Below are 21046 nucleotides of genomic sequence, written 5' to 3'. Positions count from 1 at the left end.
GATATCCCTGTCGCCGCCTCAGGAGGCGGCATGGTGGCCCGCGCCGGCAGCCCGGCGCAAGCCCCTCGCCCGGAACCGGGCTTTCCAGACGGCGCTCAGCTCCGGACGAAGCCGATGATGTCCTTGACCTCGCGCAGGATCGGCGCCGCGATGGCGTCGGCCCGCTTCGCGCCCTCACCGAGGATGGCGTCGATATGCCTGGGATCCGCGAGCAGGCGGCGCATCTCGCCGGCGATCGGGCTGAGCTTCTCGACCGCGAGGTCGACCAACGCCGCCTTGAAGCCGGAGAACTGACTGCCGCCGAACTCTCTCAGCACCTCGCCCTTCGCCACGCCCGAGAGGCCGGCATAGATGCCGACGAGGTTCTCGGCTTCCGCGCGACCCTCCAGCCCCTTCTCCTCGGAGGGAAGCGGCTCGGGGTCAGTCTTGGCCTTGCGGATCTTCTGGGCGATGGCGTCGGCATCATCCGTCAGGTTGATGCGCGAATAGTCGGAAGCGTCCGATTTCGACATCTTCTTGGTGCCGTCGCGCAGGCTCATCACCCGCTGCGCCGGGCCCATGATCATTGGCTCGGGCAGCGGGAAGAAGCCGAGATCGCCGGTAGCGAGGCCGAGTTCCGCGATCTGCGGGGCGAAGTCGTTGTTGAACTTCTGGGCAATGTCGCGGGTGAGCTCCAGATGCTGCTTCTGGTCCTCGCCGACAGGCACATGCGTCGCCTTGTAGAGCAGGATGTCGGCCGCCATCAGGCTCGGATAAGCGTAGAGGCCCAGCGAGGCGTTCTCGCGGTCCTTGCCCGCCTTCTCCTTGAACTGGGTCATGCGGTTCATCCAGCCCAGCCGCGCGATGCAGTTGCAGATCCAGGCGAGCTCGGCATGGCCCGAGACCTGGCTCTGGTTGAAGATGACGCTCTTCTGCGGATCGACGCCGGCTGCGATATAGGCGGCCGTGACCTCGCGGATGGCGCGCTTCAGGTCGGCGGGGTCCTGCCACATCGTGATCGCGTGCATGTCGACGACGCAATAGATGCACTCATGCGTCTCCTGCATCGCCACCCAGTTGGTCAGCGCGCCGAGATAATTGCCGAGATGCAGCGTCGAGGTCGGCTGCATGCCTGAGAATACGCGCTGGTGAAAACCCGACATGGGGCACTCCGTCGTCACGATGGAGGGAGGAAGCGGCGCTTCTGGCTCAAGCCCGCCGCTTGCGCAAGGGGAGAGCGCCGAAGGCACCCAGCAGCCCGCCGACCGCGCCATAGACGACGACCCCGCCGAGGCAGAGCAGCACCAGCGCCCCGGCGCGGTACAGGACGGGCTGATCGAGGGCGAGCGGCGCCGCCAGCGCCTTCAGCAGCAGCGGCAGGGCTCCCAGCATGATCGCGCTCGCGGCGAGGCTGGCGGCGATGGGCCGCAGATTGCTCGCGCTCGGCCGCCAGATGCCGTCCCGGATCAGCGTGGCGCCCAGCATCACGGCCTGCACGGCGAAGGCGAGCGTCGCGGCGAAAGCCGCCATCCGAGCCGCGTTGTCGCCATCGGCCAGCCCGAGGCCGACGAGCGCCGCCACCAGCACCGCAAGGCAGCCCGACAGCAGCGGCAGACGCGGCCGGCGACGGGCGAAATAGACCTGGCCGAAGACCTTCGCCGCGATGGCGAAGGGCAGGCCATAGCCGAAGGCGGCAAGCGCGCCGGCCGTCCGTGCGCGGTCGGCGGCCTCGAAGCGGCCATGCTCGAATAGCACCGAGACGATCGGATCGGCCAGCGCGACCAGCGCGGCACCGGCCGGCAGCGCCAGCGCCAGGCCCAGCGCCAGGGACCGTCCCAGCATGGCATCCGGCCCGTCCCGCCCGGCGGCATCCGCCATGTCGGAGAGGACGACCGTCCCCATCGCCACGCCGACGAAGCCGAGCGGCAGCTGGAAGACGCGATCGGCATAGTAGAGCGCTGCGACGGCGCCGGGCTCGATCGAGGCGATCTGCGTCGCGACCAGCAGCACGAGCTGTGCCGCCGAGGCCGCAAGCAGGGTCGCGCCGCCGGTGCGCAGGAGGCGCGTCATATCCGAGGACCAGCGCAGCGCCGGGCGCGGCAGGCCAAGCCCGCGCGACGCGAGCAGGATCATGGCCAGATGCGCCAGACCGGTGAGGCTGACGCCGATGGCGAGCCACTGCGCCGCGCGCTCCGGCGCCGTGCCGTAGACATGCAGCACCAGCAGCAACCCAAGCAGAATCGCGTTCATCAGCGCCGGTGCCAGTGCCGCGACGGTGAAACGCTTTTCGGCGTTGAGCAGCGCCGCCAGCAGCGCCGCCAACGTGGTCAGCAGCAGAAAGGGTAGCATCAGCCGGGTGTAATAGGCGGCAAAGGCCAGCGTCGCCGGCTCCTCGGCAAAGCCGCCGGCGAGACCGAGCACCAGCCAGGGCGCGAAGAGCTCTCCCACCGCGACCAGAACCAGGAGCAGGAAAGCGAGATTGCCGGTGGCCTCCGACGCGAAGCGGCGCGCCTCCTGCGGGCCGCGCTCGCGCGCGATACCGAGATAAAGCGGCACGAAGGGCGCGTTGAGCCCGCCTTCGCCGAGCACGCGGCGGACCAGATTGGGCAGGCGCAGCGCCGCCAGATAGGCATCCGCCACCGGTCCGCCGCCGAGCAGGCGCGCGATCAGCACGTCGCGGGCGAAGCCGAGCAGGCGCGATGCGACGGTCGCCGCGCCGACGACGGCCGAATCGCGGGCGAGGCGGGAGGGCGGTTTCGACGCCGGCGCCCCCGAATCCGCCATCAGAGAATGAACCGGCTCAGATCGGCATTCTTCGCGAGATCCCCAATGCGCGCCTCGACATAGGCCGCGTCGATCGTCACCGCCTCGCCCGAGCGGTCCGGGGCGGTGAAGGAGATCTCGTCGAGGATGCGCTCGATCACGGTCTGGAGCCGGCGGGCGCCGATGTTCTCGACCGTGGAATTCACATCGACGGCGATGCGGGCGATGGCGTCGATCGCATCCGGCGTGAACTCGATCGCGACCTCCTCGGTCGCCATCAGCGCCACCGATTGCTTGATCAGGCTCGCCTCGGTCTCGGTCAGGATGCGCTTGAAATCCTCGACGTCGAGCGGGTTGAGCTCGACGCGGATCGGCAGGCGCCCCTGCAGCTCCGGCAGCAGATCGGAGGGGCGCGAGACATGGAAGGCGCCGGAGGCAATGAAGAGGATGTGGTCGCTCTTCACCGCGCCGTGCTTGGTCGCGACGGTCGTGCCCTCGATCAGCGGCAGCAGGTCGCGCTGCACGCCCTCGCGCGAGACATCGGCGCCGCCCTTGCCCTCGCGGGCGCAGATCTTGTCGATCTCGTCGAGGAAGACGATGCCGTTGTTCTCGACTTCGCGGATCGCGGCCTGGACGATGGCCTCCTGGTCGATCAGCTTGTCGCTCTCCTCGGCCAGCAGCGGGCCATAGGCATCCTTGACCAGCATGCGCCGGGGCTTGCCCTTCTGGCCGAAAGCCTTGCCGAACATGTCGGAGAGATTGATCGCGCCGATCGAGGCGCCGGGCATGCCCGGCAATTCGAACATCGGCGTGGCGGAACCGGCGCCCGCCGCGACCTCGACCTCGATCTCCTTGTCGTCGAGCTCGTTGTCGCGCAGCTTGCGGCGGAAGGAATCGCGCGTCGCCTGGCTGGAGGTCGCCCCGACGAGCGCGTCGAGCACGCGTTCCTCCGCCGCGACATGGGCCTTGGCCTGGACATCCTTTCGCCGGCTCTCGCGCACCAGCGCGATCGCGATCTCGAGCAGGTCGCGCACGATCGATTCGACGTCGCGGCCGACATAGCCGACCTCGGTGAACTTGGTTGCCTCGACCTTGAGGAAGGGCGCATTGGCGAGCTTGGCGAGGCGGCGGGCGATCTCGGTCTTGCCGCAGCCGGTCGGCCCGATCATCAGGATGTTCTTCGGCGAGACCTCCTCGCGCAGCGGCCCTTCGAGCTGCTGGCGGCGCCAGCGGTTGCGCAGCGCAATCGCGACGGCGCGCTTGGCATCCTTCTGGCCGACGATGAAACGATCGAGCTCGGAGACGATCTCACGGGGGGAAAAGCTGGTCATTGCGGTGTTGTATCCGGATGAATTGACCCGAGATGCGCGTTATCGGCGCATATCAGGCTGCTTCGAGCGTCTCGATGACGAGGGAATGGTTGGTGTAGACGCAGATGTCGCCGGCGATCTTCATCGCCTTGCGCACGATCGTCTCGGCATCGGGCTCGATATCGATCAGGGCGCGCGCGGCCGAAAGCGCATAGTTGCCGCCGGAGCCGATCGCCATCACCGCGCCGTGCTCGCTCGCCTCGGGCTCGAGCACGTCGCCCGTGCCGGAGATCAGCAGCGAGACCTCCTTGTCGGCGACAAGCAGCATCGCCTCGAGCCGGCGCAGATAGCGGTCGGTACGCCAATCCTTGGCGAGCTCGACGCAGGCGCGCAGCAATTGCGTCGGATATTGCTCGAGCTTGCTCTCCAGCCGCTCGAACAGGGTGAAGGCATCGGCGGTGGCGCCGGCGAAGCCGGCGATCACCTGGCCCTTGGCGAGACGGCGAACTTTCTTCGCATTGCCCTTCATGATGGTCTGGCCGAGCGAGACCTGGCCATCGCCGCCGATGACGACGCGGCCGCCCTTGCGCACCATCAGGATGGTGGTGGCGTGCATGACGGGAGCATTGCTGGATTCGGACATGAGGAACTGTGACCGGACATGGGACTGCGGAAGACGCAACATGTTCAGGCAGAGCCACACTATCAAGAGGGGGCGCTTTTCGGCAGGGCGCAGAGCCCGTGTGCCAACGAGGTCAGGCGGCGAGCGTCGAGACCGAAGGGTCCGCGATTCCCCGAAGGTCGCGGCCTGTCGAATAGTTCAAGTGTAAACCTGCCGATCTCTGTACGAATTTCCTATTCCCAGCAGGATGACTCTTCGGCATTCAGGGATAATCGCGTCAATATTCTAGGTCAGCAGTGCATCAATCTCTTAATCAGTTTTTTATCGTTGGCGACGGATGGTCGGCTTGTTGAAGCGGTTTCCTCGTTCGGGAAGCTGCCCCGGGGCCATCATCATGAAATCAATCCGCCTGAAAATTCTCGCCATGCTCGCTATCGTTGTGGGCGGGGCCATTTTCTCTGCGATCATCAGTCTCTACGGTCTGCACAAGGCGGATGACCTCAATACGCGTGCCGAAATCCAGGGCAATGTCGCGCTGCTGACGCAGCGGATCAACGGCGTCGTCACCGCGGTGGTGATGGAGTCGCGCGGCATCTACATGTCGAAGACCCCGCAGGAGGCCGATACCTACGCCAAGGGGATCGACGACCGCATCCCGACGCTGCGCAAATTCGTCGCCGATCTGGAGAAGGTCGCGCCGGCCGAAGAGCGGGGCACGGTCGCGCAAATCGCCAAATCCGTCGAGGAGTTCATCGCCTTCCGCACCGAAACCGCCCGGCTCGGACGCCAGGTTTCGGCGGAGGCCGCCAATGCCCAGGGCAACAACGAAGCCAATCGCGCCAATCGCAAGGCCTTGAACGATCTGCTGATCAGCTTCAGCCAGCGCGTCGAACAGGCCGGCATTGTCGTCGGCGACGAGGCGACGGCCTTCACCCGCCAGATCCAATGGCTCTTGCCGCTGATGCTGCTGGCGACGCTGGTGGTCTCCATCGGCTTCGCGCTGGTCTTCGCCCAGCGTTCGATCACCCGTCCGATCCTCGACCTCAGCAAGGTCATGGAAACGCTCACGGCCGGCGGCACCGATGTCGACGTCCCTCACACCGGCCGCCCCGACGAGATCGGCGCCATGGCCCGCGCGGTGTCCGTGCTGCGCCAGAGCACCGAGCAGGTCGCGCTGCTGCAGGAGCAGGAGCGTGCCGCCGCCGCCGCGCGGCTGGCGCGGGCGCAGTCGATGGAGGCGGTGGTGTCGGATGTCGGCGAGGTGGTCGCGGCGGCGGCGGCCGGCGATTTCTCGGCCCGCCTCCAGATCGACGATGCCGACGAGCAGATGCAGCGGCTGGTCGCCGGCATCAACGAGATCAACAGCGTGGTCGACGGAGCGACGACGGAGTTCGCTGGGGTTCTGCAGGCGGTGGCCGGCGGCGACCTGACGCGGCAGGTCGAGGGCGGCTATCGCGGCCGCTTCGCCGATCTCAAGGGCGCGATCAACGAGACGGTCGAGCGCCTCTCGGCCACGGTCGCGACGATCCAGACGACCTCGGCCGATGTCGGGCTCGCCGCCCGCGAGATCAACATGGGTGCCGACGATCTCTCCAAGCGCACCGAGGAACAGGCCTCCTCGCTGGAGGAGACCGCCGCCACCACCGAGGAGCTCGCCGCGTCCGTGAAGGCCTCGGCCCAGGCCTCGAAGGATGCCGCCCGCATCGCCGACGAGGCGATGCAGGCCGCCCAGTCGGGCGGCGCCATCGCCGGCCAGGCGGTCGAGGCCATGGCCCGCATCGAGAGCGCCTCGCAGAAGATCTCCGACATCATCCGCGTCATCGACGACATCGCCTTCCAGACCAACCTGCTGGCGCTCAACGCCGCGGTCGAGGCGGCGCGTGCCGGCGAGGCCGGCAAGGGCTTTGCCGTCGTCGCCTCGGAAGTGCGCACCCTGGCGCAGCGCTCGGGCGAGGCGGCCAAGGACATCTCCGGGCTGATCTCCTCCTCCAATGACGAGGTCGGCGCTGGGGTGAAGCTGGTGCGCCAGGCCGGCGACCAGCTGGCGCGCATCCTCGAAGCCTCGCGCAAGGTCGCCGCCACCATCGCCGACATCTCGGCGGCGGCGGGCGAGCAGGCCAATGGCATCGACGAGATGAGCCAGGCGGTGGCGCATCTCGACGAGATGACGCAGGCGAATGCGGCGCTGGCCGAGCAGAGCGCGGCCTCGGCCGGCTCGCTGTCGGGCCGCATCGGCCAGCTCAACGACCTCGTCGCGACCTTCCGCACCGGCCGCGAGGCGGCTGGGCAGTCCGCCTATCCGCAAGCCCATGCGGCGGCTCCCGCCCGCCCGGCGAAGGCGGCCCCTGCCGTCCCGGCCCGGCCCACTCCGGCTGCCGCCACCACCGCGCCCGAGCCGGCGCGGCTGCGCCAGCTCGCCGAGGCCGCCTTCGTCCAGTCCCGGACCGCCCCAGCCCCCCGCAAGGTCGCCAATGGACGCGCCATCGACACCGGATGGGAAGAGTTCTGAGGGAGCCCGCGCGCCGCGAACCCAGCATCGCCACAGATCCTAACGGCGCCGAAAGGCGCCGTTTCCTTTAGGCATCAATGGCTTGGATCGACCGAGCCCGGTCGCGGACGACCGCGGCTCTTGCAATGAGGCGCTTCGCGCCTATCTAAGCTTTGTGCCGCCGCAATCATGCCCAGCAGGCGCCACCTTCGACAATCATTCTTCATACGGCTTCGACATCGCAGGTTTCGCCAGCGCGTGCTCGTCGTCGAATCCCTGTTCCGCTCACCAGAGCGGGCGCAGGGTTTTCTCATTTTCAGGGAGACCGGACCGATGCAGCTCAGCCAGGTTCTTCAGGCTCTCGGCCAGCTCGCCACCGGCATTGCGCCGCGCAGCCGAGACATTCGCCCGCTCGAGATCGATTTCCACGAGACCGACGCCCCGTCCCCCTTCGAGCAGGCCGCCATCGGCACCTGGAAGACGGAAGACGGCGCCATCCTGATCGATCTGAGGCCGGACGGGCAGTTCCACAAGCAGAAGCCCGAGCTCGGGGCCCGGCATAGCGGACGCTACGCCGTCGATCGCTCGAAGCTCTATTTCGAAGGCGAATCCGGCTGGGTCGCCCTCGGCAAGCTCAAGCGCGGTACGCTCAGCATCGGCGAGAAGCGCTTCCACAAGGCTTGAGGCAACGCCGGACAGGTTAAAAAGGCCGCGCCTTGGAAAGAGGGCGCGGCCTTTTCATTTTCGGAACAGTGCGGAGAATCGCTCAGTAGCCGACGGTGAAGCGGCGACGGCTATGAGCCGGCTTTTCCAATTCGTCGACCAGCGCCACGGCATAATCCTCGGCCGAGATCGCGCTGTTGCCCTCGGCATCGACCAGGAGCTGGTCCGTTCCCAGACGGAACTTCCCCGTGCGCTCGCCGGGCTGGATCAGGGCCGAGGGCGACAGGAAGGTCCAGTCCAGGCCCTGCTCCGGCTTCAGGAGATCGAGGAACGCGCCGCCCTTCCGGGCTTCGTCGAGATAGGCGGCCGGGAAATCCGGCGTGTCGAAGAGTTTGACGCCCGGCGCCACCTCGAGGCTGCCGGCGCCGCCGACTACGAGATAGCGCTTCACGCCCGACTGCTTCACCGCCGCAAGCAGGGTCTGCGGATCGCTGGCGGAGAAGTGAACGGCGCTGATCACCGCATCATGGCCGGCGAGAAGCTTCGCGAGCCCATCCTTGTCGAAGACGTCGCCCTTGACGGCGGTGACGCCCGGCTTGGCCGCAACCTTCTCAGGATTGCGGACGATGGCGGTCACGTTGTGGCCGCGGGAGGTGAGCTCGGCGAGCAGGCGCGAGCCGATGAATCCGCTGGCGCCGATCAATGCGATTTTCATGACATGGGTTCCTTTTTTCGGTATCTTCTGGATACCTGCATTCCAATGGAACCTATCTGATCACGCCGCGACGTTCCGTAAAGAAGGCACTTTCGCGCGACATGGTCACCTGCCGGAAACCGCCATGCTCAGACGTCCCGACCCTTTCCAGGCCCTCTGCCCGACGCGCCGTGTGCTCGACCGCATCGGCGATACCTGGGCAGTATTGATCCTGATCGCGCTCGACGACGGCACGCTGCGCTTCAACGAGCTGAGACGCCGGATCGAGAACATCTCGCAGAAGATGCTGTCGCAGACGCTGAAGAGCCTCGAACGCGACGGGCTGGTCCGGCGCGAGGTCTTCGCGACCGTGCCGGTCACGGTCGAGTACTCGCTGACCGAACTCGGCCGCACCTTATCACAGACGGTGCATCAGCTCACGCTCTGGGCCGAAACCCATATCGGCGAGATCGAGGAGGCGCAGCAGCGCTATGATCGCGGGCTGACGCCCTCGGCAAGCGGCCGGGTCCCGCTCCCGCTCAACCTCCCGTGAGCACGAGCCCGCGACGCCGTTCGGCGCGCGCAGGAGGCTGAGCGGGCGAACGACGACGAAGCGCCGCATCGGCAGCCAGAGCGGCTTGTCGGGTTCGTCAGCTCCATCCCGATCTCCTGCGGGTGCCGTGGCGAAACCTGGGTCCGACGGTCGTGTTCCGCGAGGCGCTGGCGTTTCCGCCGATTTCGTGTATATGCCCCCCATCCGGACCGAAAAGGCCGGCTGCGCGACGCTTCCACGATGAGGTGCTCGCGGGCTTCGGACCTCGCTGGACGACATCCCGGCCTGGCCCGCCAGATCAACCCGAACACGAGGATATCCCGATGTCGATCACTGCCGAGCGCAAGACCGCGCTGCTTCAGGAATACGCCACCAAGCCGAACGACACCGGCTCGCCGGAAGTCCAGGTCGCGATCCTGACCGAGCGCATCAACAACCTGACCGGCCACTTCAAGTCGCACGCGAAGGACAACCACTCGCGCCGTGGCCTGCTCAAGCTGGTCTCGCAGCGTCGTTCGCTGCTCGACTATCTCAAGGGCAAGGACGAAGGCCGCTACAAGACGCTGATCGAACGGCTCGGCATCCGCCGCTGATCGAAGGCTGAAAACCGTTTCCGCCCGGTGCATCGCGCTCCGGGCGGCTCCTTTTCGGGCGAGGCCGCCAGGGGCGGCGCGCCTGCCTGCCGCGGCGGCCGCATGGGGCGGCTTTCCCGCGTGACCCGCCGGGCGCCGCAGACGTCCATGGCAGGATCGCCGAGCGCTCGGGCGCACAACCTTTCCCACCCGAGCGTTCCGCCGTCTTGCCCATGGGCCTGAAGGCACCGGACGGGTCGAACCCGACCGAAAGACAAAACACATGTTCGACATCCAAACCGAAGAACTGATCTGGGGCGGCCGCAAGCTCGTCCTCGAGACCGGCAAGGTCGCCCGCCAGGCGGACGGCGCCGTGATGGCCACCTATGGCGAGACCGTCGTGCTCGCGACCGTCGTCTCGGCCAAGGAGCCGAAGCCCGGCTTCGACTTCTTCCCGCTGACCGTCAACTACCAGGAAAAGACCTTCGCGGCCGGCCGCATTCCCGGCGGCTATTTCAAGCGCGAAGGCCGTCCGAGCGAGAAGGAGACGCTGGTCTCCCGCCTGATCGACCGCCCGATCCGCCCGCTCTTCGTCGAAGGCTACAAGAACGACACGCAGGTCGTCGTCACCGTGCTCCAGCATGATCTGGAGAACGATCCCGACATTCTGGCGATGGTCGCGACCTCCGCCGCTCTGACGCTCTCCGGCGTGCCCTTCATGGGCCCGATCGGCGGTGCCCGCGTCGGCTATATCGACGGCGCCTACAAGCTGAACCCGACCATCGAGGAGATGAAGGACTCGGTTCTCGACCTCGTCGTCGCCGGCACCCAGGACGCCGTGCTGATGGTCGAGTCGGAAGCCAAGGAGCTTCCCGAGGACGTGATGCTCGGCGCCGTGATGTTCGGCCACAAGCATTTCCAGCCGGTGATCGACGCCATCATCCGCCTGGCCGAGAAGGCCGCCAAGGAGCCGCGCGACTATACCCCGGCCGACAACTCCGTGGTTCTGGACGCCGTCCTCAAGCTCGTCGACGCCGATCTGCGCGCCGCCTACAAGATCACCACCAAGGCCGAGCGCTACAAGGCGCTGGACGCCGCCAAGGCCAAGGTCGCCTCGCTGATCTCGGCCGAGCCGGACGGCAAGACCACCTTCACCAAGGAGCAGGTCAACGGCCAGTTCAAGGAAGCCCAGGCCAAGGTGGTGCGCTGGACCATCCTCGACGACGGCACCCGCATCGACGGCCGCGACCTGAAGACCGTGCGCAAGATCGTGGCCGAGGCCGGCATGCTGCCGCGCACCCACGGCTCGGCCCTGTTCACCCGCGGCGAGACGCAGGCGCTGGTCGTGACCACGCTCGGCACCGGCGATGACGAGCAGTTCATCGACTCGCTGGAAGGCACCTACAAGGAAACCTTCCTGCTGCACTACAACTTCCCTCCCTACTCCGTCGGCGAGACCGGCCGGATGGGCTCGCCCGGCCGCCGCGAAATCGGCCATGGCAAGCTCGCCTGGCGCGCCATCCGCCCGATGCTGCCCGCCAAGAGCGAGTTCCCCTACACGATCCGCGTCGTCTCGGAGATCACCGAGTCGAACGGCTCCTCCTCGATGGCCACCGTCTGCGGCACCTCGCTGGCGCTGATGGATGCCGGCGTGCCGCTGAAGGCGCCGGTTGCGGGCATCGCCATGGGCCTCATCCTCGAGGGCGAGCGCTTCGCCGTGCTCTCCGACATCCTCGGTGACGAGGACCATCTCGGCGACATGGACTTCAAGGTGGCCGGCACTGCGGACGGCATCACCTCGCTGCAGATGGACATCAAGATCGCCGGCATCACCGAGGAGATCATGAAGGTCGCCCTCGACCAGGCCAAGGGCGGTCGCGACCACATCCTCGGCGAGATGAACAAGGCGCTCTCGGCTTCGCGCAGCCAGCTCGGCGAGTTCGCGCCGCGCATCGAGACGATGAAGATCCCGGTCGACAAGATCCGCGAAGTCATCGGCTCCGGCGGCAAGGTCATCCGCGAGATCGTCGAAAAGACCGGTGCCAAGGTCAACATCGAGGACGACGGCACCATCAAGATCGCCTCGGCCGACGGCAAGTCGATCGAAGCGGCGATCAAGTGGATCAAGTCGATCGTCTCGGAAGCCGAAGTCGGCGTGATCTATGACGGCACCGTCGTCAAGATCATGGAGTTCGGCGCCTTCGTGAACTTCTTCGGCGCCAAGGACGGCCTCGTCCACATCTCGGAGCTGGCTCCGCAGCGCGTTCAGAAGGTCTCGGACGTCGTCAAGGAAGGCGACAAGGTCAAGGTCAAGTTCCTCGGCCAGGACGAGCGCGGCAAGATCCGCCTCTCGATGAAGGTCGTCGACCAGGCGACTGGCGAGGACCTCACGGAGAAGCTCAAGGCGCAGCGCGAGGCCGAGAAGTCCCGCGAGAAGCAGGGCGCGGCCGAGTAAGCCGACCCATCACGCGATTCACGTGAAACGAGACGCCCCGCATCGCAGGATGCGGGGCGTTTTGCTTTTCGGTGCGCCGTCATTCCGGACAACCCACGAAGCGGCGACGATCCGGAATCCACCGTAGAGTGGTGCGGTACCTTATGATGGATTCCGGATCTGCGCTTCGCTTGCCCGGAATGACGGTGGCGGTGTCACCTTTAATAGTCTAGACATATGCCGTTCCATGGAGACCGGCATGTCCGACCACCGCATCGCTTCGCTCGACGATCTCGCCCGCGCCTATCCCGCTCCCGTCGCGCCGGCTTCGGGATTCAAGGAGATCGATCATGTCGACGAGAATTATGCAGCGCTGATCGCCGCCTCGCCGTTTTTCGTGCTCGCGACGGTCGGTCCGGAGGGCCTGGATTGTTCGCCGCGCGGGGATCTGCCGGGCTTTGTCACGGTCCGGGACGCGAAAACGCTCCTGATTCCCGACCGAAAAGGCAATAACCGGCTGGATTCATTGAAGAATATCCTGTCCGACGATCGAATCGGAATGCTCTTCCTGATCCCCGGTTATGGGGAGACATTGCGCGTGAACGGACGCGCCGAGCTATCCTGCGATCCTGGGTTGTGCGCTCGCTTCGAGATGGCCGGAAAGCTGCCTGCGAGCGTGATGATCGTCCACGTCGAGGCGGTCTACTTCCAATGCTCGCGCGCGGTGGTGCGGGCCGAGCTCTGGAACCCGGAGCGGCAGGTCGACAAGCGGACCCTGCCCTCGCCCGGCACGATCCTGCGCGACATCACCGCGCGCAATGCCGCGGTCGAAACCTTCGACGGCGCGGCCTATGACGCGGCGCTGCCGGCGCGGGTCAAGGCGACGCTGTATTGAAGAGGCCGCGCTTCCTTCTCCCCTCCGGGGGAACAGGTGGCAGCGTGCGGCGCTGAGGGATGAGGGCGCACCTGCCGAAAACAAGAAAGGGCCGCTGACGCGACCCTTCCCTCATCCGTCTGCTCCGCAGACACCTTCTCCCCCGAGGGGAGAAGGAGAACTCACAGCAGCCCTTCGTTCCCGGCCAGCGTCTTCAGGCTGACATCCGGCCGGGCGCCGACATGCGAGATGATCTCGGCCGCGGCCAGCGCGCCGAGGCGCAGGCAATCGCGCGTCTCACGATTCGAGGTCAGGCCATAGAGGAAGCCGGCGGCGAAGAGATCACCGGCACCGGTCGCATCGACAACGCGCTCGACCGGGAAGACCGGCTCCTCGACGATGCCGTCCGGCGTCACCGCCAGCGCACCCTTCTCCGAGCGGGTCACGACGGCGAGAATGTTCTCGGAACGCAGCCAGGACAGGGCCGTGTCGAAATCCGCGGTCTGGTAGAGGCTCTTCAGCTCGTGCTCATTTGCGAAGACGAGATCGACCATGCGGTTGCGGACGAGGCCGAGGAACTCGTCGCGATAGCGGTCGACGCAGAAGGAATCGGAGAGGGTGATGGCGACGCGCCCGTCACCCTTATGCGCGATCTCCGAGGCCTTGCGGAAGGCCTCCTTCGCCGCCGGCGGATCCCAGAGATAGCCTTCGAGATAAACGATGTCGGCGCTCTCCACGGCGGCTGCATCGACATCGGCGACCGAGAGACCCTGGCAGGCGCCGAGATAGGTGTTCATCGTGCGCTCGCCATCCGGCGTCACGATGATGAAGGAGCGGGCCGTGGCGGGGCCGTCCGCCGCGTCGGCGGTGCCGAAGGCGACGCCGAGCGAAGTCAGGTCGTGCCGGTAGAGCTTGCCGAGCTCATCGGCCTTGACCTTGCCGATGAAGGCGCCCTTGCCGCCGAAGGAAGCGAGGCCCGCAATGGTGTTCGCCGCCGAACCGCCGGAGATGACGCGCGCCGGACCCATTGCCGCATAGAGCGATTCCGCGCGCGGCTCGTCGATCAGCATCATCGCGCCCTTGGTCAGCTTCTGCGCGATCAGGAAATCCTCCTCGGCCGAGGCGAGGACATCGACGATGGCGTTGCCGAGGGCGAGGACGTCCGTGCGGGTGCTGGTCATGAGCGGTCGGGTCCGGGTTAGGGTCGGCCGGAAAGGCCGAAAGGTTGGTGGCGCCGTGTCGCATCAGCCCGGCAGCGGGTCAAGCCGGGGACATCCGGGAGAGCTTCAATGGCCCGCATCGCGCCGCGCTGCGACCTCGTCGAGGATGCCGGCCATGCGGCGCAGATCCTCGGCATCGAGCCCGCCGATCTCGCGGGCGAGACGATTGGCGAAGAGCGTCGCTTCCGCATCGAGCCCCGCCGTGTCGACGGTGACGCGCGGATGAGAGAGGTCGGCGAGGCGCACGAGCTCGTCCGCCTCGTCCCAGATGATGCCGAGGAGGTGGATGGCGCCCTGGATCAGGGTGAAGGTCGGCCGGCCGCGCTTGCCGTGTTCCAGCGCCGAGAGATAGGCCGGCGTCACGCCGAGCCCCTCGGCCATCTGGGCCAGCGTGAGGCCGCGCTGCTGCCGCAGCTCGCGCACGCGCCGGCCGAAGGGCGTCACGGCCCGAACTCCCTGAGCCGCCGCAGGCGTACATAGAGCGCGCCCGAGCCGCCATGGCGCTGCTCGGCCTCCTCGAAGCCCAGCACCAGCGGGCGCAGCTCCGCGAGCCGTAACCAATGCGGCACCATCCGACGCAGGACGCCGCGCTCGTCACCGAACAAGGCCGGAGCCGGGCCGCCTTTGCCGGTCACGACGAGGCAGATGCGCGTGCCGCGCGCCTGTTCGCGCCGCAGGAAGGCGCAGAGCGCCAGATGCGCCTCGCCCTGGCGCATGCCGTGCAGATCGATCGAGGCCTCGACAGTTTGCTGGCCGCGCCGAAGCTGCGTGCGCAGGCGGCGCTCGATCGGCGCGAGCGGCGGAGCGGCCGGCGGGGCCGTCTTCGCCGTGGACATGCTTGCAACGACAAGAACGGAGGTCTCCGTCGGCGCGGGCGCTGCGGGCGGCGGAGCGGACTCGGGCTCCACGGGCGCACGACCCGGCAGCGGTTTGACCGAGCGCGCCACCTGTCGCCAGAGCGCGATATCGGCCTCCGTCAGCGTCTTGCCCCGGCGCGACCGCATCTCAGCGCGGCCAGAGCACAGTGAAGGAAACGGGATGCCGGATCAGCCCGGCGCGGTGTCCGGCGGCAGCGCCGGAACCGACGAAGAGGTCCATGCGGGCCGCACCGAGGATGGCGGAGCCGGTGTCCTGCGCGACCACCAGCCGGGCGAGATGCGCGTCGCCTCCCTCGCCATCGGGAATGGTCGCATCGATCCAGACCGGCAGGCCATAGGGCCAGATATTGCGATCGATGGCGATGCTGCGCAGCGGCGTCAGCGGCAGCCCGGCGCCACCGACGGGCCCGGCCCCGGCCGGCAGGTCGTCGCGGCGGGTGAAGAAGACGAAGGAGCGGTTGAGGCGGATGAGGTCGCGCGCGAAACCGGCATCGGCCTTCAGCCGGGCGACGAGACGGTCCATGGTCATCTGCTCTGGCGGGATATTCTCGCGCTGGCTGAGCACGCGACCGAGCGAGGTATAGGGCAGGCCGTTGCGACCGGAATAGGTGAGCCGCGTCACCGAGCCGTCGGGCAGGCGCACCCGGCCGGAGCCCTGGACCTGCAGCACGAAGCGATCGACGGGATCGCGCAGCCAGAGGATTTCGAGTCCTTGCCCGTCGAGTGCGCCGGTCTCGATCGCGGTGCGGTCGGGGAAGGGCTCCAGGCCGTCACCGGTGCGGCGGGCGGCCGAGAGAGCCTTGTCGAGGCCGGGCCAGTCGTCGCCGGGCTGGCGCGTCACCAGATCCTTCGGGCGGTCATAGAGCGGGGTCGGGAACGCGTCGGAACGCGTCAGCGCGCCCTCGAATTCCGGCTCGAAATACCCGGTCATGAAGCCGGTTTCCGCATCGGCCGGGCGGATGCGCCAGAAGCTGAAATTGCGCTCGAAGAAATCGCGCGCCTGCTCGGCGCTGACGGGACCGGCCGCAGCCAGCGCCTTCGCCTTCTCGCAAGCGGCATCCAGCCCATCCGGCAAGGGCACCGCCTGGCGCAATGGCGGGTCCGCCATGCAGCCCTGTGCGAAGATGGCAAAAGCCCTGGCCTGATCGTCCTGCCGCCAGCCGGCGATCTCGCCCGGCGACAGCGGTTCGGCGCGGGCGCCGCCCGGAAGAGGAAAAGGCGAAGCCAGAGCCGTCATGACAGGAAAAGAAGAGGCCGCCAGCAGCGCGAGCGCGGCCGCGGCGCCACGGATCACGCGCCGGCTTCGGTGGCGACGAGAAGCCAGTTGGGGTCCCTGCTGCCGAGCTGGCGCGAGAAGGTCCAGATGTCGTTGACCTCCGAAACCTGATCGGCGCTGCCGTCGACGACGGCGCCTTGCGCGTCGCGCGTCGCGCTGATGAGCTGCGAGACGAAGGCGATCGTCACCTGGGCCGCCTTGCCCTTGACCTCGACCGCGGTCAGATCGGCCTTGTCGATCGAGACGAAGTTGGATTCCGCTTTCTCGTTGCGCTTCTCGCGCTCGGTGATGGCCTGCTCGAAGCCGTCATAGACCTCCTTCGCCAGCAAGCCCTTCAGCATCTTGCGATCGCCGCGGGCGAAGGCCGTGACGATGGTCTCATAGGCGGATTTGGCACCTTCGACGAAGGCGCGCGGATCGAAATCCGGCTCTTGCCGGATGATCGCGTCGATGCCCTGGCCGATCGGCGAATCCGGCGGGGCGATATCCTTCCAGCGCTCGGCCGCCGGGACCGGAACCGCGGCGGGGTCGTTGGCCGCGCCGGGCAGACGGATGACATTGTCGCGCTTGTCGGACGATTGCGCCTGGTCCGGCCGCACCGGCGGCGCCTCGCGACGAATGAAGGGATCCTTCGGCGGCTGCTCGTTGCCGGTCTTCTGACCGAGGACAGAGCGCAGCTTCCAGGCGACGAAAACGGCCAGAGCCAAGAAGACCAGAGTCGTTATGTCGAAGGAATTTTGCATTGAAGGCTGACCCGCGGCTCCCCGTATTGTCATGGTTCTAACCGCTGCCAGATCGCCGGCGGCGGGCCGTCACCACAGTGATATGGTGAGACAGGCTCGTAACATCCACCCCCCGGCTTGTGAAGGCGACTTCTTGTGCCGTTCTCGTGTCCATGATAGCCGACGCGCGCGTCGCCCCGGAGGCGGAGCGCAATCTCGAATGCCCAAGGAGGCGCGGGATTTCCCGAGACAGCCTGCCAGAACAAGATGGGACCGATGGCCAACGAACTTCCCAACGGCAACGGCGCCGGCGCCGCTGATACGGCTCCGAGCCTCAATGCCCTGATCCAGTACACCAAGGATTTCTCCTTCGAGAACCCGAAGGCGCCGCGCGCGCTCGCCCAGCAGGACGCCCAGGCGGGCCCGCAGATGTCGCTGCAGGTCAATGTCGGCACGAGCAATATCGGCGGGATCGATTACGAGACCGTGCTGAAGCTCGAGGGCAAGGCCGAGCTCAACGGCGAGACGCTGTTCGCCTTCGACCTGAGCTATGCCGGCGTCTTCCGGCTGCAGAACATCCCCGAGGAGCACATCCACCCCGTGCTGGTGATCGACTGCGCGCGCCTGCTCTTCCCCTTCGCGCGCCAGATCATCGCCGAAGCGGTGCAGAATGGCGGCTTCCCGGCCTTCTATGTGCCGCCGATCGATTTCGCGGCGCTCTATCAGCAGCAGGTTCAGGGTCAGCCCAGCGCCGCCAATTCCTGAGCGCCGGTACTTCCCACGCCAACAGAAAGGGCCCCTCGCGGGCCCTTTTTCGTTTGTTGCGGATGATTGTTGCCCTTGCGAAGGGTCTGGCCCCTCGCCATGTCGGATGCGCATCTGGCGGACGCCCCAATCGGGACGCCCGCCTTTTCCTTATCCGATGGAGACCCGATGGACGCCCTTATGACGCTTGCTTCCGACCCCGCCGTTTGGGCCGCGCTCGGAGCATTGATCGCCATGGAGGTCGTGCTCGGCATCGACAACCTGATCTTCATCTCGATCCTGACCAACAAGCTGCCGGAGCATCAGCGCTCGAAAGGCCGCAAGATCGGCATCGGGCTTGCGCTCGTCCTGCGGCTCGCACTGCTCAGCACGGTCGCGATCATCGTCAAGCTCACCGCCCCGCTCTTCACGGTCCTCGGCCAGCCCTTCTCATGGCGCGACCTCATCCTGATCGCCGGTGGCCTCTTCCTGGTCTGGAAGGCGACGAAGGAGATCCATCACAAGGTCGATCCCGATCCGGGCCCGGACATGTTCGATGGCGGCCGCGCGGCCGGCGTCACCTTCGGCGGGGTGATCGTCCAGATCCTGCTGCTCGACCTCGTCTTCTCGATCGATTCGATCATCACCGCGGTCGGCATGACCGAGCATGTCCCGGTGATGGTGATCGCGGTGATCGTCGCGGTGCTGACGATGCTGCTCGCCGCCGATCCGTTGGCGCGGTTCATCGAGAAGAACCCGACCATCGTGATGCTGGCGCTCGGCTTCCTGCTGATGATCGGCGGCATGCTGATCGCGGAGGGTTTCGGCGTCCATGTGCCGAAGGGCTATGTCTACGCGGCGATGGCCTTCTCGGCGCTGGTCGAGGCGCTCAACATGCTGTCGCGCCGGCGGGCTTCGTAGGCTCCCATCTCGTAGCCAGGCGTCATGCTCGGGCTTGACCCGAGCATCTCTTGCCGACGGAGTCCCGGAGCTTTCTGGTCTCGAGATTCTCGGGTCTGCGCTTCGCTCCGCCCGAGAATGACGCCCAAGGCTTACTGAGCCGCCTCGTCGGTGATGCCGAGATAGCCCTTCCAGAGCGGGGCCTTCAGCGAGCTGAGGATGAAGGCCTCATGCGCCTTGATGGCGGCCTCGTCGAGGCGCGGTGCCAGCGGGCGCTGGCGCTGCGGCTTCTCCAGCACGGGCGCGGCGAGGCCCGGCCGCCCCGCCGCCGCCTCGACACCGAGGCCGAGCGAGGCCTGCTTGCCGCCGATCAGCTCGATATAGACCTCGGCCAGGATCTCGGAGTCGAGCAACGCGCCGTGCTTGGTGCGGCGGCTGTTGTCGATGCCATAGCGCGAGCAGAGCGCGTCGAGGCTGTTGGAGGCGCCGGGATGCTTGCGGCGCGCCATCGACAGCGAATCGACCACGCGGGCCGGCTCGATCGGCGGCAGGCCGAGGCGCTTGAACTCCATGTTGATGAAGCCGACGTCGAAGGCGGCGTTATGGATCACCAACCGGGCATCGGCGATGAAGTCCAGGAACTCCTGGGCGATCTCGGCGAAGACCTGCTTGTCGGAGAGGAACTGCTCCGAGAGCCCGTGGACGTTGAAGGCCTCGACCGGCATCGAGCGTTCGGGATTGATGTAGACGTGGTAGTTGCGCCCGCTCGGGCAGTGGTTGATCAGCTCGACGCAGCCGATCTCGACGATGCGGTCGCCGTTATGGGGCTCGACGCCGGTGGTTTCGGTGTCCAGGACGATCTCACGCATCGGTCGGGACCTTGTTCCGGAGCTCTGGGCCGCCCCTACGTCCGGGGCGCGCGGCCAATGCCGTCAGGATAGAGCGGACTTGCCGTTCGGCCGCCATCAGACCGCGCGAGGTGTCCACAAGGAAATGGGCATGGCGACGCTTCTCCGCATCCGGCATCTGGCGTGACAGGATCGCGGCGAACTTCTCCGCCGTCATGCCGGGGCGCGACAGCACGCGCTCGCGCTGAACCTCGGCCGGGGCGGTCACAACGAGCACGGCGTCACAGCGCCCCTCGCCGCCCGTCTCGAGCAGGAGCGGCACATCGATGACCGCGAGGCCGGCGCCCTCTGCACGACACCGTGCAAGGAACGCCTCCTCCTCCTCGCGCACGAGCGGATGGATGATCGCTTCGAGCTGCTTGAGCGCCTCGGGCTTGCCCAGTACCGCCGCCCCGAGCCTGGCGCGATCGACCACGCCATCGACGACCGTGCCGGGAAAGGCTGCCGCGATCGGCGCCACGGCCCGGCCGCGATGCAGGCGGTGCACAGCGGCATCGGCATCATGCAGTGGCACGCCCTGCTTCACGAAGAGCCCGGCGGTCGTCGATTTGCCCATTCCGATCGAGCCCGTCAGCCCCAGTACGAAGGTCATGTCCACGTCCCGCGAATCAGGCCTTCAGGATATCGGCTTCGATCAGGCCGCGTAGTGTCGGCGTCACCTGCGGCGAGACGCCGAACCAGCGGGCGAAGCCCGGGGTCGCCTGGTGCAGCAACATGCCGAGGCCGTCGACGATGACACCGCCGCGCCGTTCCGCCTCGGCGAGCAGCGCCGTCTTCAGCGGGACGTAGTTGATGTCGTCGACGATGGTGCCCGGCCGCAGAGCCGAGAGGTCCATCTCCAGCGGCGGCTTGCCCTGCAGGCCAAGCGGCGTCGTGTTGACGATGAGATCGACCTGCCCGACGGCCTCGCTCCGACGCTCCCAATCGATCACCTCCAGCGGCGCTCCGAAAGCTGCGGCGAGCTCGTCGGCGCGGGCGCGGCTTCGATTGGCGATCAGGATGCGGCCGATCCCGCGCGACTGGAGACCGAAGGCGACGCCACGCGCAGCGCCGCCGGCACCGAGAACGAGGATCGTGTTCACCCGGCTCTCCCAATGGGGGACGGTCGCGTCGAGATGAGCGAGGAAGCCGGACACGTCGGTGTTATCCGCGATGATCCGGCCGCCATCGCGCCAGAGCGTGTTGACGGCTCCAACCACCCGGCCAGCCTCGCTGACCTCGTCGACCAGCGCCATCATCGCTTCCTTGAGCGGTGCCGTGACATTGCCGCCGGCGAACTCGCCGTCTCGCAGCCTCGCGACGAAGGCCGGCAGATCGACCGGCGCCACGTCGATGCGTTCATAGGAGCCGGCGATCCCGTATTGCCTGAGCCATTCGCGATGGATCAGCGGCGAGCGCGAATGCGCGATGGGGTGGCCGATGACGAAGCACTGAGGAGACATCGCA

21 protein-coding genes are annotated in these 21046 nt (G+C 67.1%); 8 read left to right on the top strand and 13 right to left on the bottom strand.

The features are described from left to right. Positions 1–95 precede the first annotated feature (95 nt). From trpS to hslV, 4 genes are read right to left on the bottom strand one after another with little or no spacing between them, the layout of a single operon-like run. Positions 96–1142 carry a tryptophan--tRNA ligase gene (trpS, locus tag AB6806_RS24835; RefSeq protein WP_113252839.1) on the bottom strand — a complete coding sequence of 349 codons (1047 nt, stop codon included), beginning with the start codon at positions 1140–1142 and terminating at the stop codon, positions 96–98. 46 nt (positions 1143–1188) lie between these two features. Further along, on the bottom strand, positions 1189–2763 hold the full coding sequence (gene murJ / locus AB6806_RS24830) for a murein biosynthesis integral membrane protein MurJ (RefSeq protein ID WP_370955756.1): 1575 nt from the start codon (positions 2761–2763) through the stop codon (positions 1189–1191). Continuing rightward, entirely contained in the window at positions 2763–4073 is a 1311-nt protein-coding gene (gene hslU / locus AB6806_RS24825) for an ATP-dependent protease ATPase subunit HslU (RefSeq protein WP_142023428.1), read from the bottom strand. The genes murJ and hslU overlap by 1 nt, the downstream gene beginning before the upstream one ends. 52 nt (positions 4074–4125) lie before the next feature. Further along, positions 4126–4695: an ATP-dependent protease subunit HslV gene (gene hslV / locus AB6806_RS24820; protein ID WP_282568291.1), complete on the bottom strand. Its 570-nt coding sequence runs from the start codon at positions 4693–4695 to the stop codon at positions 4126–4128. A 373-nt stretch (positions 4696–5068) separates the two neighbouring features. Here hslV and AB6806_RS24815 point away from each other — a divergent pair, with 373 nt between their 5' ends. Together AB6806_RS24815 and AB6806_RS24810 are read left to right on the top strand one after the other, a co-directional pair. Beyond that, on the top strand, positions 5069–7183 hold the full coding sequence (locus AB6806_RS24815) for a methyl-accepting chemotaxis protein (RefSeq protein ID WP_370955755.1): 2115 nt from the start codon (positions 5069–5071) through the stop codon (positions 7181–7183). 312 nt (positions 7184–7495) lie between these two features. Continuing rightward, complete coding sequence (locus AB6806_RS24810; RefSeq protein WP_038359458.1) at positions 7496–7846, top strand: Atu4866 domain-containing protein; 351 nt, start codon at positions 7496–7498, stop codon at positions 7844–7846. An 82-nt stretch (positions 7847–7928) separates the two neighbouring features. Here the strand turns inward: AB6806_RS24810 and AB6806_RS24805 are convergent, their stop codons facing one another. Next, complete coding sequence (locus AB6806_RS24805) at positions 7929–8540, bottom strand: NAD(P)-dependent oxidoreductase (protein WP_370955754.1); 612 nt, start codon at positions 8538–8540, stop codon at positions 7929–7931. Between the two features lie 124 nt (positions 8541–8664). Here AB6806_RS24805 and AB6806_RS24800 point away from each other — a divergent pair, with 124 nt between their 5' ends. The 4 genes from AB6806_RS24800 (at position 8665) to AB6806_RS24785 (ending at position 12973) form a co-directional block, all read left to right on the top strand. Next, positions 8665–9072 (top strand): winged helix-turn-helix transcriptional regulator, encoded by a 408-nt coding sequence (locus AB6806_RS24800; protein WP_051987561.1) that lies wholly within the window; start codon positions 8665–8667, stop codon positions 9070–9072. Between the two features lie 323 nt (positions 9073–9395). Continuing rightward, entirely contained in the window at positions 9396–9665 is a 270-nt protein-coding gene (gene rpsO, locus AB6806_RS24795) for a 30S ribosomal protein S15 (RefSeq protein WP_038359463.1), read from the top strand. Positions 9666–9927: 262 nt separating this feature from the next. Next, the gene (gene pnp / locus AB6806_RS24790) at positions 9928–12099 is read left to right on the top strand and encodes a polyribonucleotide nucleotidyltransferase (protein ID WP_370955753.1); all 2172 of its coding nucleotides are present in this window, start codon (positions 9928–9930) and stop codon (positions 12097–12099) included. A 238-nt stretch (positions 12100–12337) separates the two neighbouring features. Then, positions 12338–12973, top strand: coding sequence for a pyridoxamine 5'-phosphate oxidase family protein (locus AB6806_RS24785; RefSeq protein ID WP_038359471.1), 636 nt, complete (start codon positions 12338–12340; stop codon positions 12971–12973). 161 nt (positions 12974–13134) lie between these two features. On the opposite strand, the gene AB6806_RS24780 is transcribed toward AB6806_RS24785, so the two are convergent. The 5 genes from AB6806_RS24780 to AB6806_RS24760 all read right to left on the bottom strand — a co-directional run bounded on the left by AB6806_RS24780 (position 13135) and on the right by AB6806_RS24760 (position 17069). Continuing rightward, positions 13135–14133, bottom strand: coding sequence for an adenosine kinase (locus tag AB6806_RS24780; RefSeq protein ID WP_112765086.1), 999 nt, complete (start codon positions 14131–14133; stop codon positions 13135–13137). 105 nt (positions 14134–14238) lie between these two features. Then, positions 14239–14616 carry a helix-turn-helix domain-containing protein gene (locus AB6806_RS24775; RefSeq protein ID WP_038359477.1) on the bottom strand — a complete coding sequence of 126 codons (378 nt, stop codon included), beginning with the start codon at positions 14614–14616 and terminating at the stop codon, positions 14239–14241. Then, positions 14613–15008, bottom strand: a complete 396-nt coding sequence (locus AB6806_RS24770; protein ID WP_370955752.1) for a Smr/MutS family protein — start codon at positions 15006–15008, stop codon at positions 14613–14615. Before AB6806_RS24770 ends, AB6806_RS24775 begins: the two co-directional genes overlap by 4 nt. 169 nt (positions 15009–15177) lie before the next feature. Next, positions 15178–16344: a murein transglycosylase A gene (mltA, locus tag AB6806_RS24765; protein WP_370955751.1), complete on the bottom strand. Its 1167-nt coding sequence runs from the start codon at positions 16342–16344 to the stop codon at positions 15178–15180. Beyond that, positions 16341–17069 (bottom strand): Tim44/TimA family putative adaptor protein, encoded by a 729-nt coding sequence (locus AB6806_RS24760; RefSeq protein WP_038359484.1) that lies wholly within the window; start codon positions 17067–17069, stop codon positions 16341–16343. The genes mltA and AB6806_RS24760 overlap by 4 nt, the downstream gene beginning before the upstream one ends. 255 nt (positions 17070–17324) lie before the next feature. On the opposite strand from AB6806_RS24760, the gene secB reads away from it, so the two are divergent. Continuing rightward, entirely contained in the window at positions 17325–17813 is a 489-nt protein-coding gene (gene secB / locus AB6806_RS24755) for a protein-export chaperone SecB (protein ID WP_038359486.1), read from the top strand. Positions 17814–17981: 168 nt separating this feature from the next. Further along, positions 17982–18713, top strand: a complete 732-nt coding sequence (locus AB6806_RS24750; protein WP_370955750.1) for a TerC family protein — start codon at positions 17982–17984, stop codon at positions 18711–18713. A gap of 131 nt (positions 18714–18844) precedes the next feature. Here AB6806_RS24750 and dnaQ read toward each other — a convergent pair whose 3' ends face one another. Genes dnaQ through AB6806_RS24735 form a run of 3 tightly spaced genes read right to left on the bottom strand, consistent with a single transcriptional unit; the run spans position 18845 to position 21042 of the window. Next, positions 18845–19561 carry a DNA polymerase III subunit epsilon gene (dnaQ, locus tag AB6806_RS24745; protein WP_038359491.1) on the bottom strand — a complete coding sequence of 239 codons (717 nt, stop codon included), beginning with the start codon at positions 19559–19561 and terminating at the stop codon, positions 18845–18847. Next, positions 19554–20192, bottom strand: coding sequence for a dephospho-CoA kinase (coaE, locus tag AB6806_RS24740; protein WP_051987562.1), 639 nt, complete (start codon positions 20190–20192; stop codon positions 19554–19556). The genes dnaQ and coaE overlap by 8 nt, the downstream gene beginning before the upstream one ends. Positions 20193–20208: 16 nt before the next feature. Then, positions 20209–21042 (bottom strand): shikimate dehydrogenase, encoded by an 834-nt coding sequence (locus tag AB6806_RS24735; RefSeq protein ID WP_142023477.1) that lies wholly within the window; start codon positions 21040–21042, stop codon positions 20209–20211. Positions 21043–21046 lie beyond the last annotated feature (4 nt).

This window comes from Allobosea sp. RCC_152_1 (assembly GCF_041360765.1).
GTDB classification, from domain to species: Bacteria; Pseudomonadota; Alphaproteobacteria; order Rhizobiales; family Beijerinckiaceae; genus Allobosea; species Allobosea spartocytisi.
This window is presented reverse-complemented; position numbering and strand designations above follow the sequence as displayed.

Bases quoted from the DNA above. Each gene is read 5' to 3' on its own strand.
- trpS (WP_113252839.1), bottom strand. From the start codon at position 1,142: ATGTCGGGTTTTCACCAGCGCGTATTCTCAGGCATGCAGCCGACCTCG.
- murJ (WP_370955756.1), bottom strand. From the start codon at position 2,763: ATGGCGGATTCGGGGGCGCCGGCGTCGAAACCGCCCTCCCGCCTCGCC.
- hslU (WP_142023428.1), bottom strand. From the start codon at position 4,073: ATGACCAGCTTTTCCCCCCGTGAGATCGTCTCCGAGCTCGATCGTTTC.
- hslV (WP_282568291.1), bottom strand. From the start codon at position 4,695: ATGTCCGAATCCAGCAATGCTCCCGTCATGCACGCCACCACCATCCTG.
- AB6806_RS24815 (WP_370955755.1), top strand. From the start codon at position 5,069: ATGAAATCAATCCGCCTGAAAATTCTCGCCATGCTCGCTATCGTTGTG.
- AB6806_RS24810 (WP_038359458.1), top strand. From the start codon at position 7,496: ATGCAGCTCAGCCAGGTTCTTCAGGCTCTCGGCCAGCTCGCCACCGGC.
- AB6806_RS24805 (WP_370955754.1), bottom strand. From the start codon at position 8,540: ATGAAAATCGCATTGATCGGCGCCAGCGGATTCATCGGCTCGCGCCTG.
- AB6806_RS24800 (WP_051987561.1), top strand. From the start codon at position 8,665: ATGCTCAGACGTCCCGACCCTTTCCAGGCCCTCTGCCCGACGCGCCGT.
- rpsO (WP_038359463.1), top strand. From the start codon at position 9,396: ATGTCGATCACTGCCGAGCGCAAGACCGCGCTGCTTCAGGAATACGCC.
- pnp (WP_370955753.1), top strand. From the start codon at position 9,928: ATGTTCGACATCCAAACCGAAGAACTGATCTGGGGCGGCCGCAAGCTC.
- AB6806_RS24785 (WP_038359471.1), top strand. From the start codon at position 12,338: ATGTCCGACCACCGCATCGCTTCGCTCGACGATCTCGCCCGCGCCTAT.
- AB6806_RS24780 (WP_112765086.1), bottom strand. From the start codon at position 14,133: ATGACCAGCACCCGCACGGACGTCCTCGCCCTCGGCAACGCCATCGTC.
- AB6806_RS24770 (WP_370955752.1), bottom strand. From the start codon at position 15,008: ATGTCCACGGCGAAGACGGCCCCGCCGGCCGCTCCGCCGCTCGCGCCG.
- AB6806_RS24760 (WP_038359484.1), bottom strand. From the start codon at position 17,069: ATGCAAAATTCCTTCGACATAACGACTCTGGTCTTCTTGGCTCTGGCC.
- secB (WP_038359486.1), top strand. From the start codon at position 17,325: ATGGCCAACGAACTTCCCAACGGCAACGGCGCCGGCGCCGCTGATACG.
- AB6806_RS24750 (WP_370955750.1), top strand. From the start codon at position 17,982: ATGGACGCCCTTATGACGCTTGCTTCCGACCCCGCCGTTTGGGCCGCG.
- dnaQ (WP_038359491.1), bottom strand. From the start codon at position 19,561: ATGCGTGAGATCGTCCTGGACACCGAAACCACCGGCGTCGAGCCCCAT.
- coaE (WP_051987562.1), bottom strand. From the start codon at position 20,192: ATGACCTTCGTACTGGGGCTGACGGGCTCGATCGGAATGGGCAAATCG.
- AB6806_RS24735 (WP_142023477.1), bottom strand. From the start codon at position 21,042: ATGTCTCCTCAGTGCTTCGTCATCGGCCACCCCATCGCGCATTCGCGC.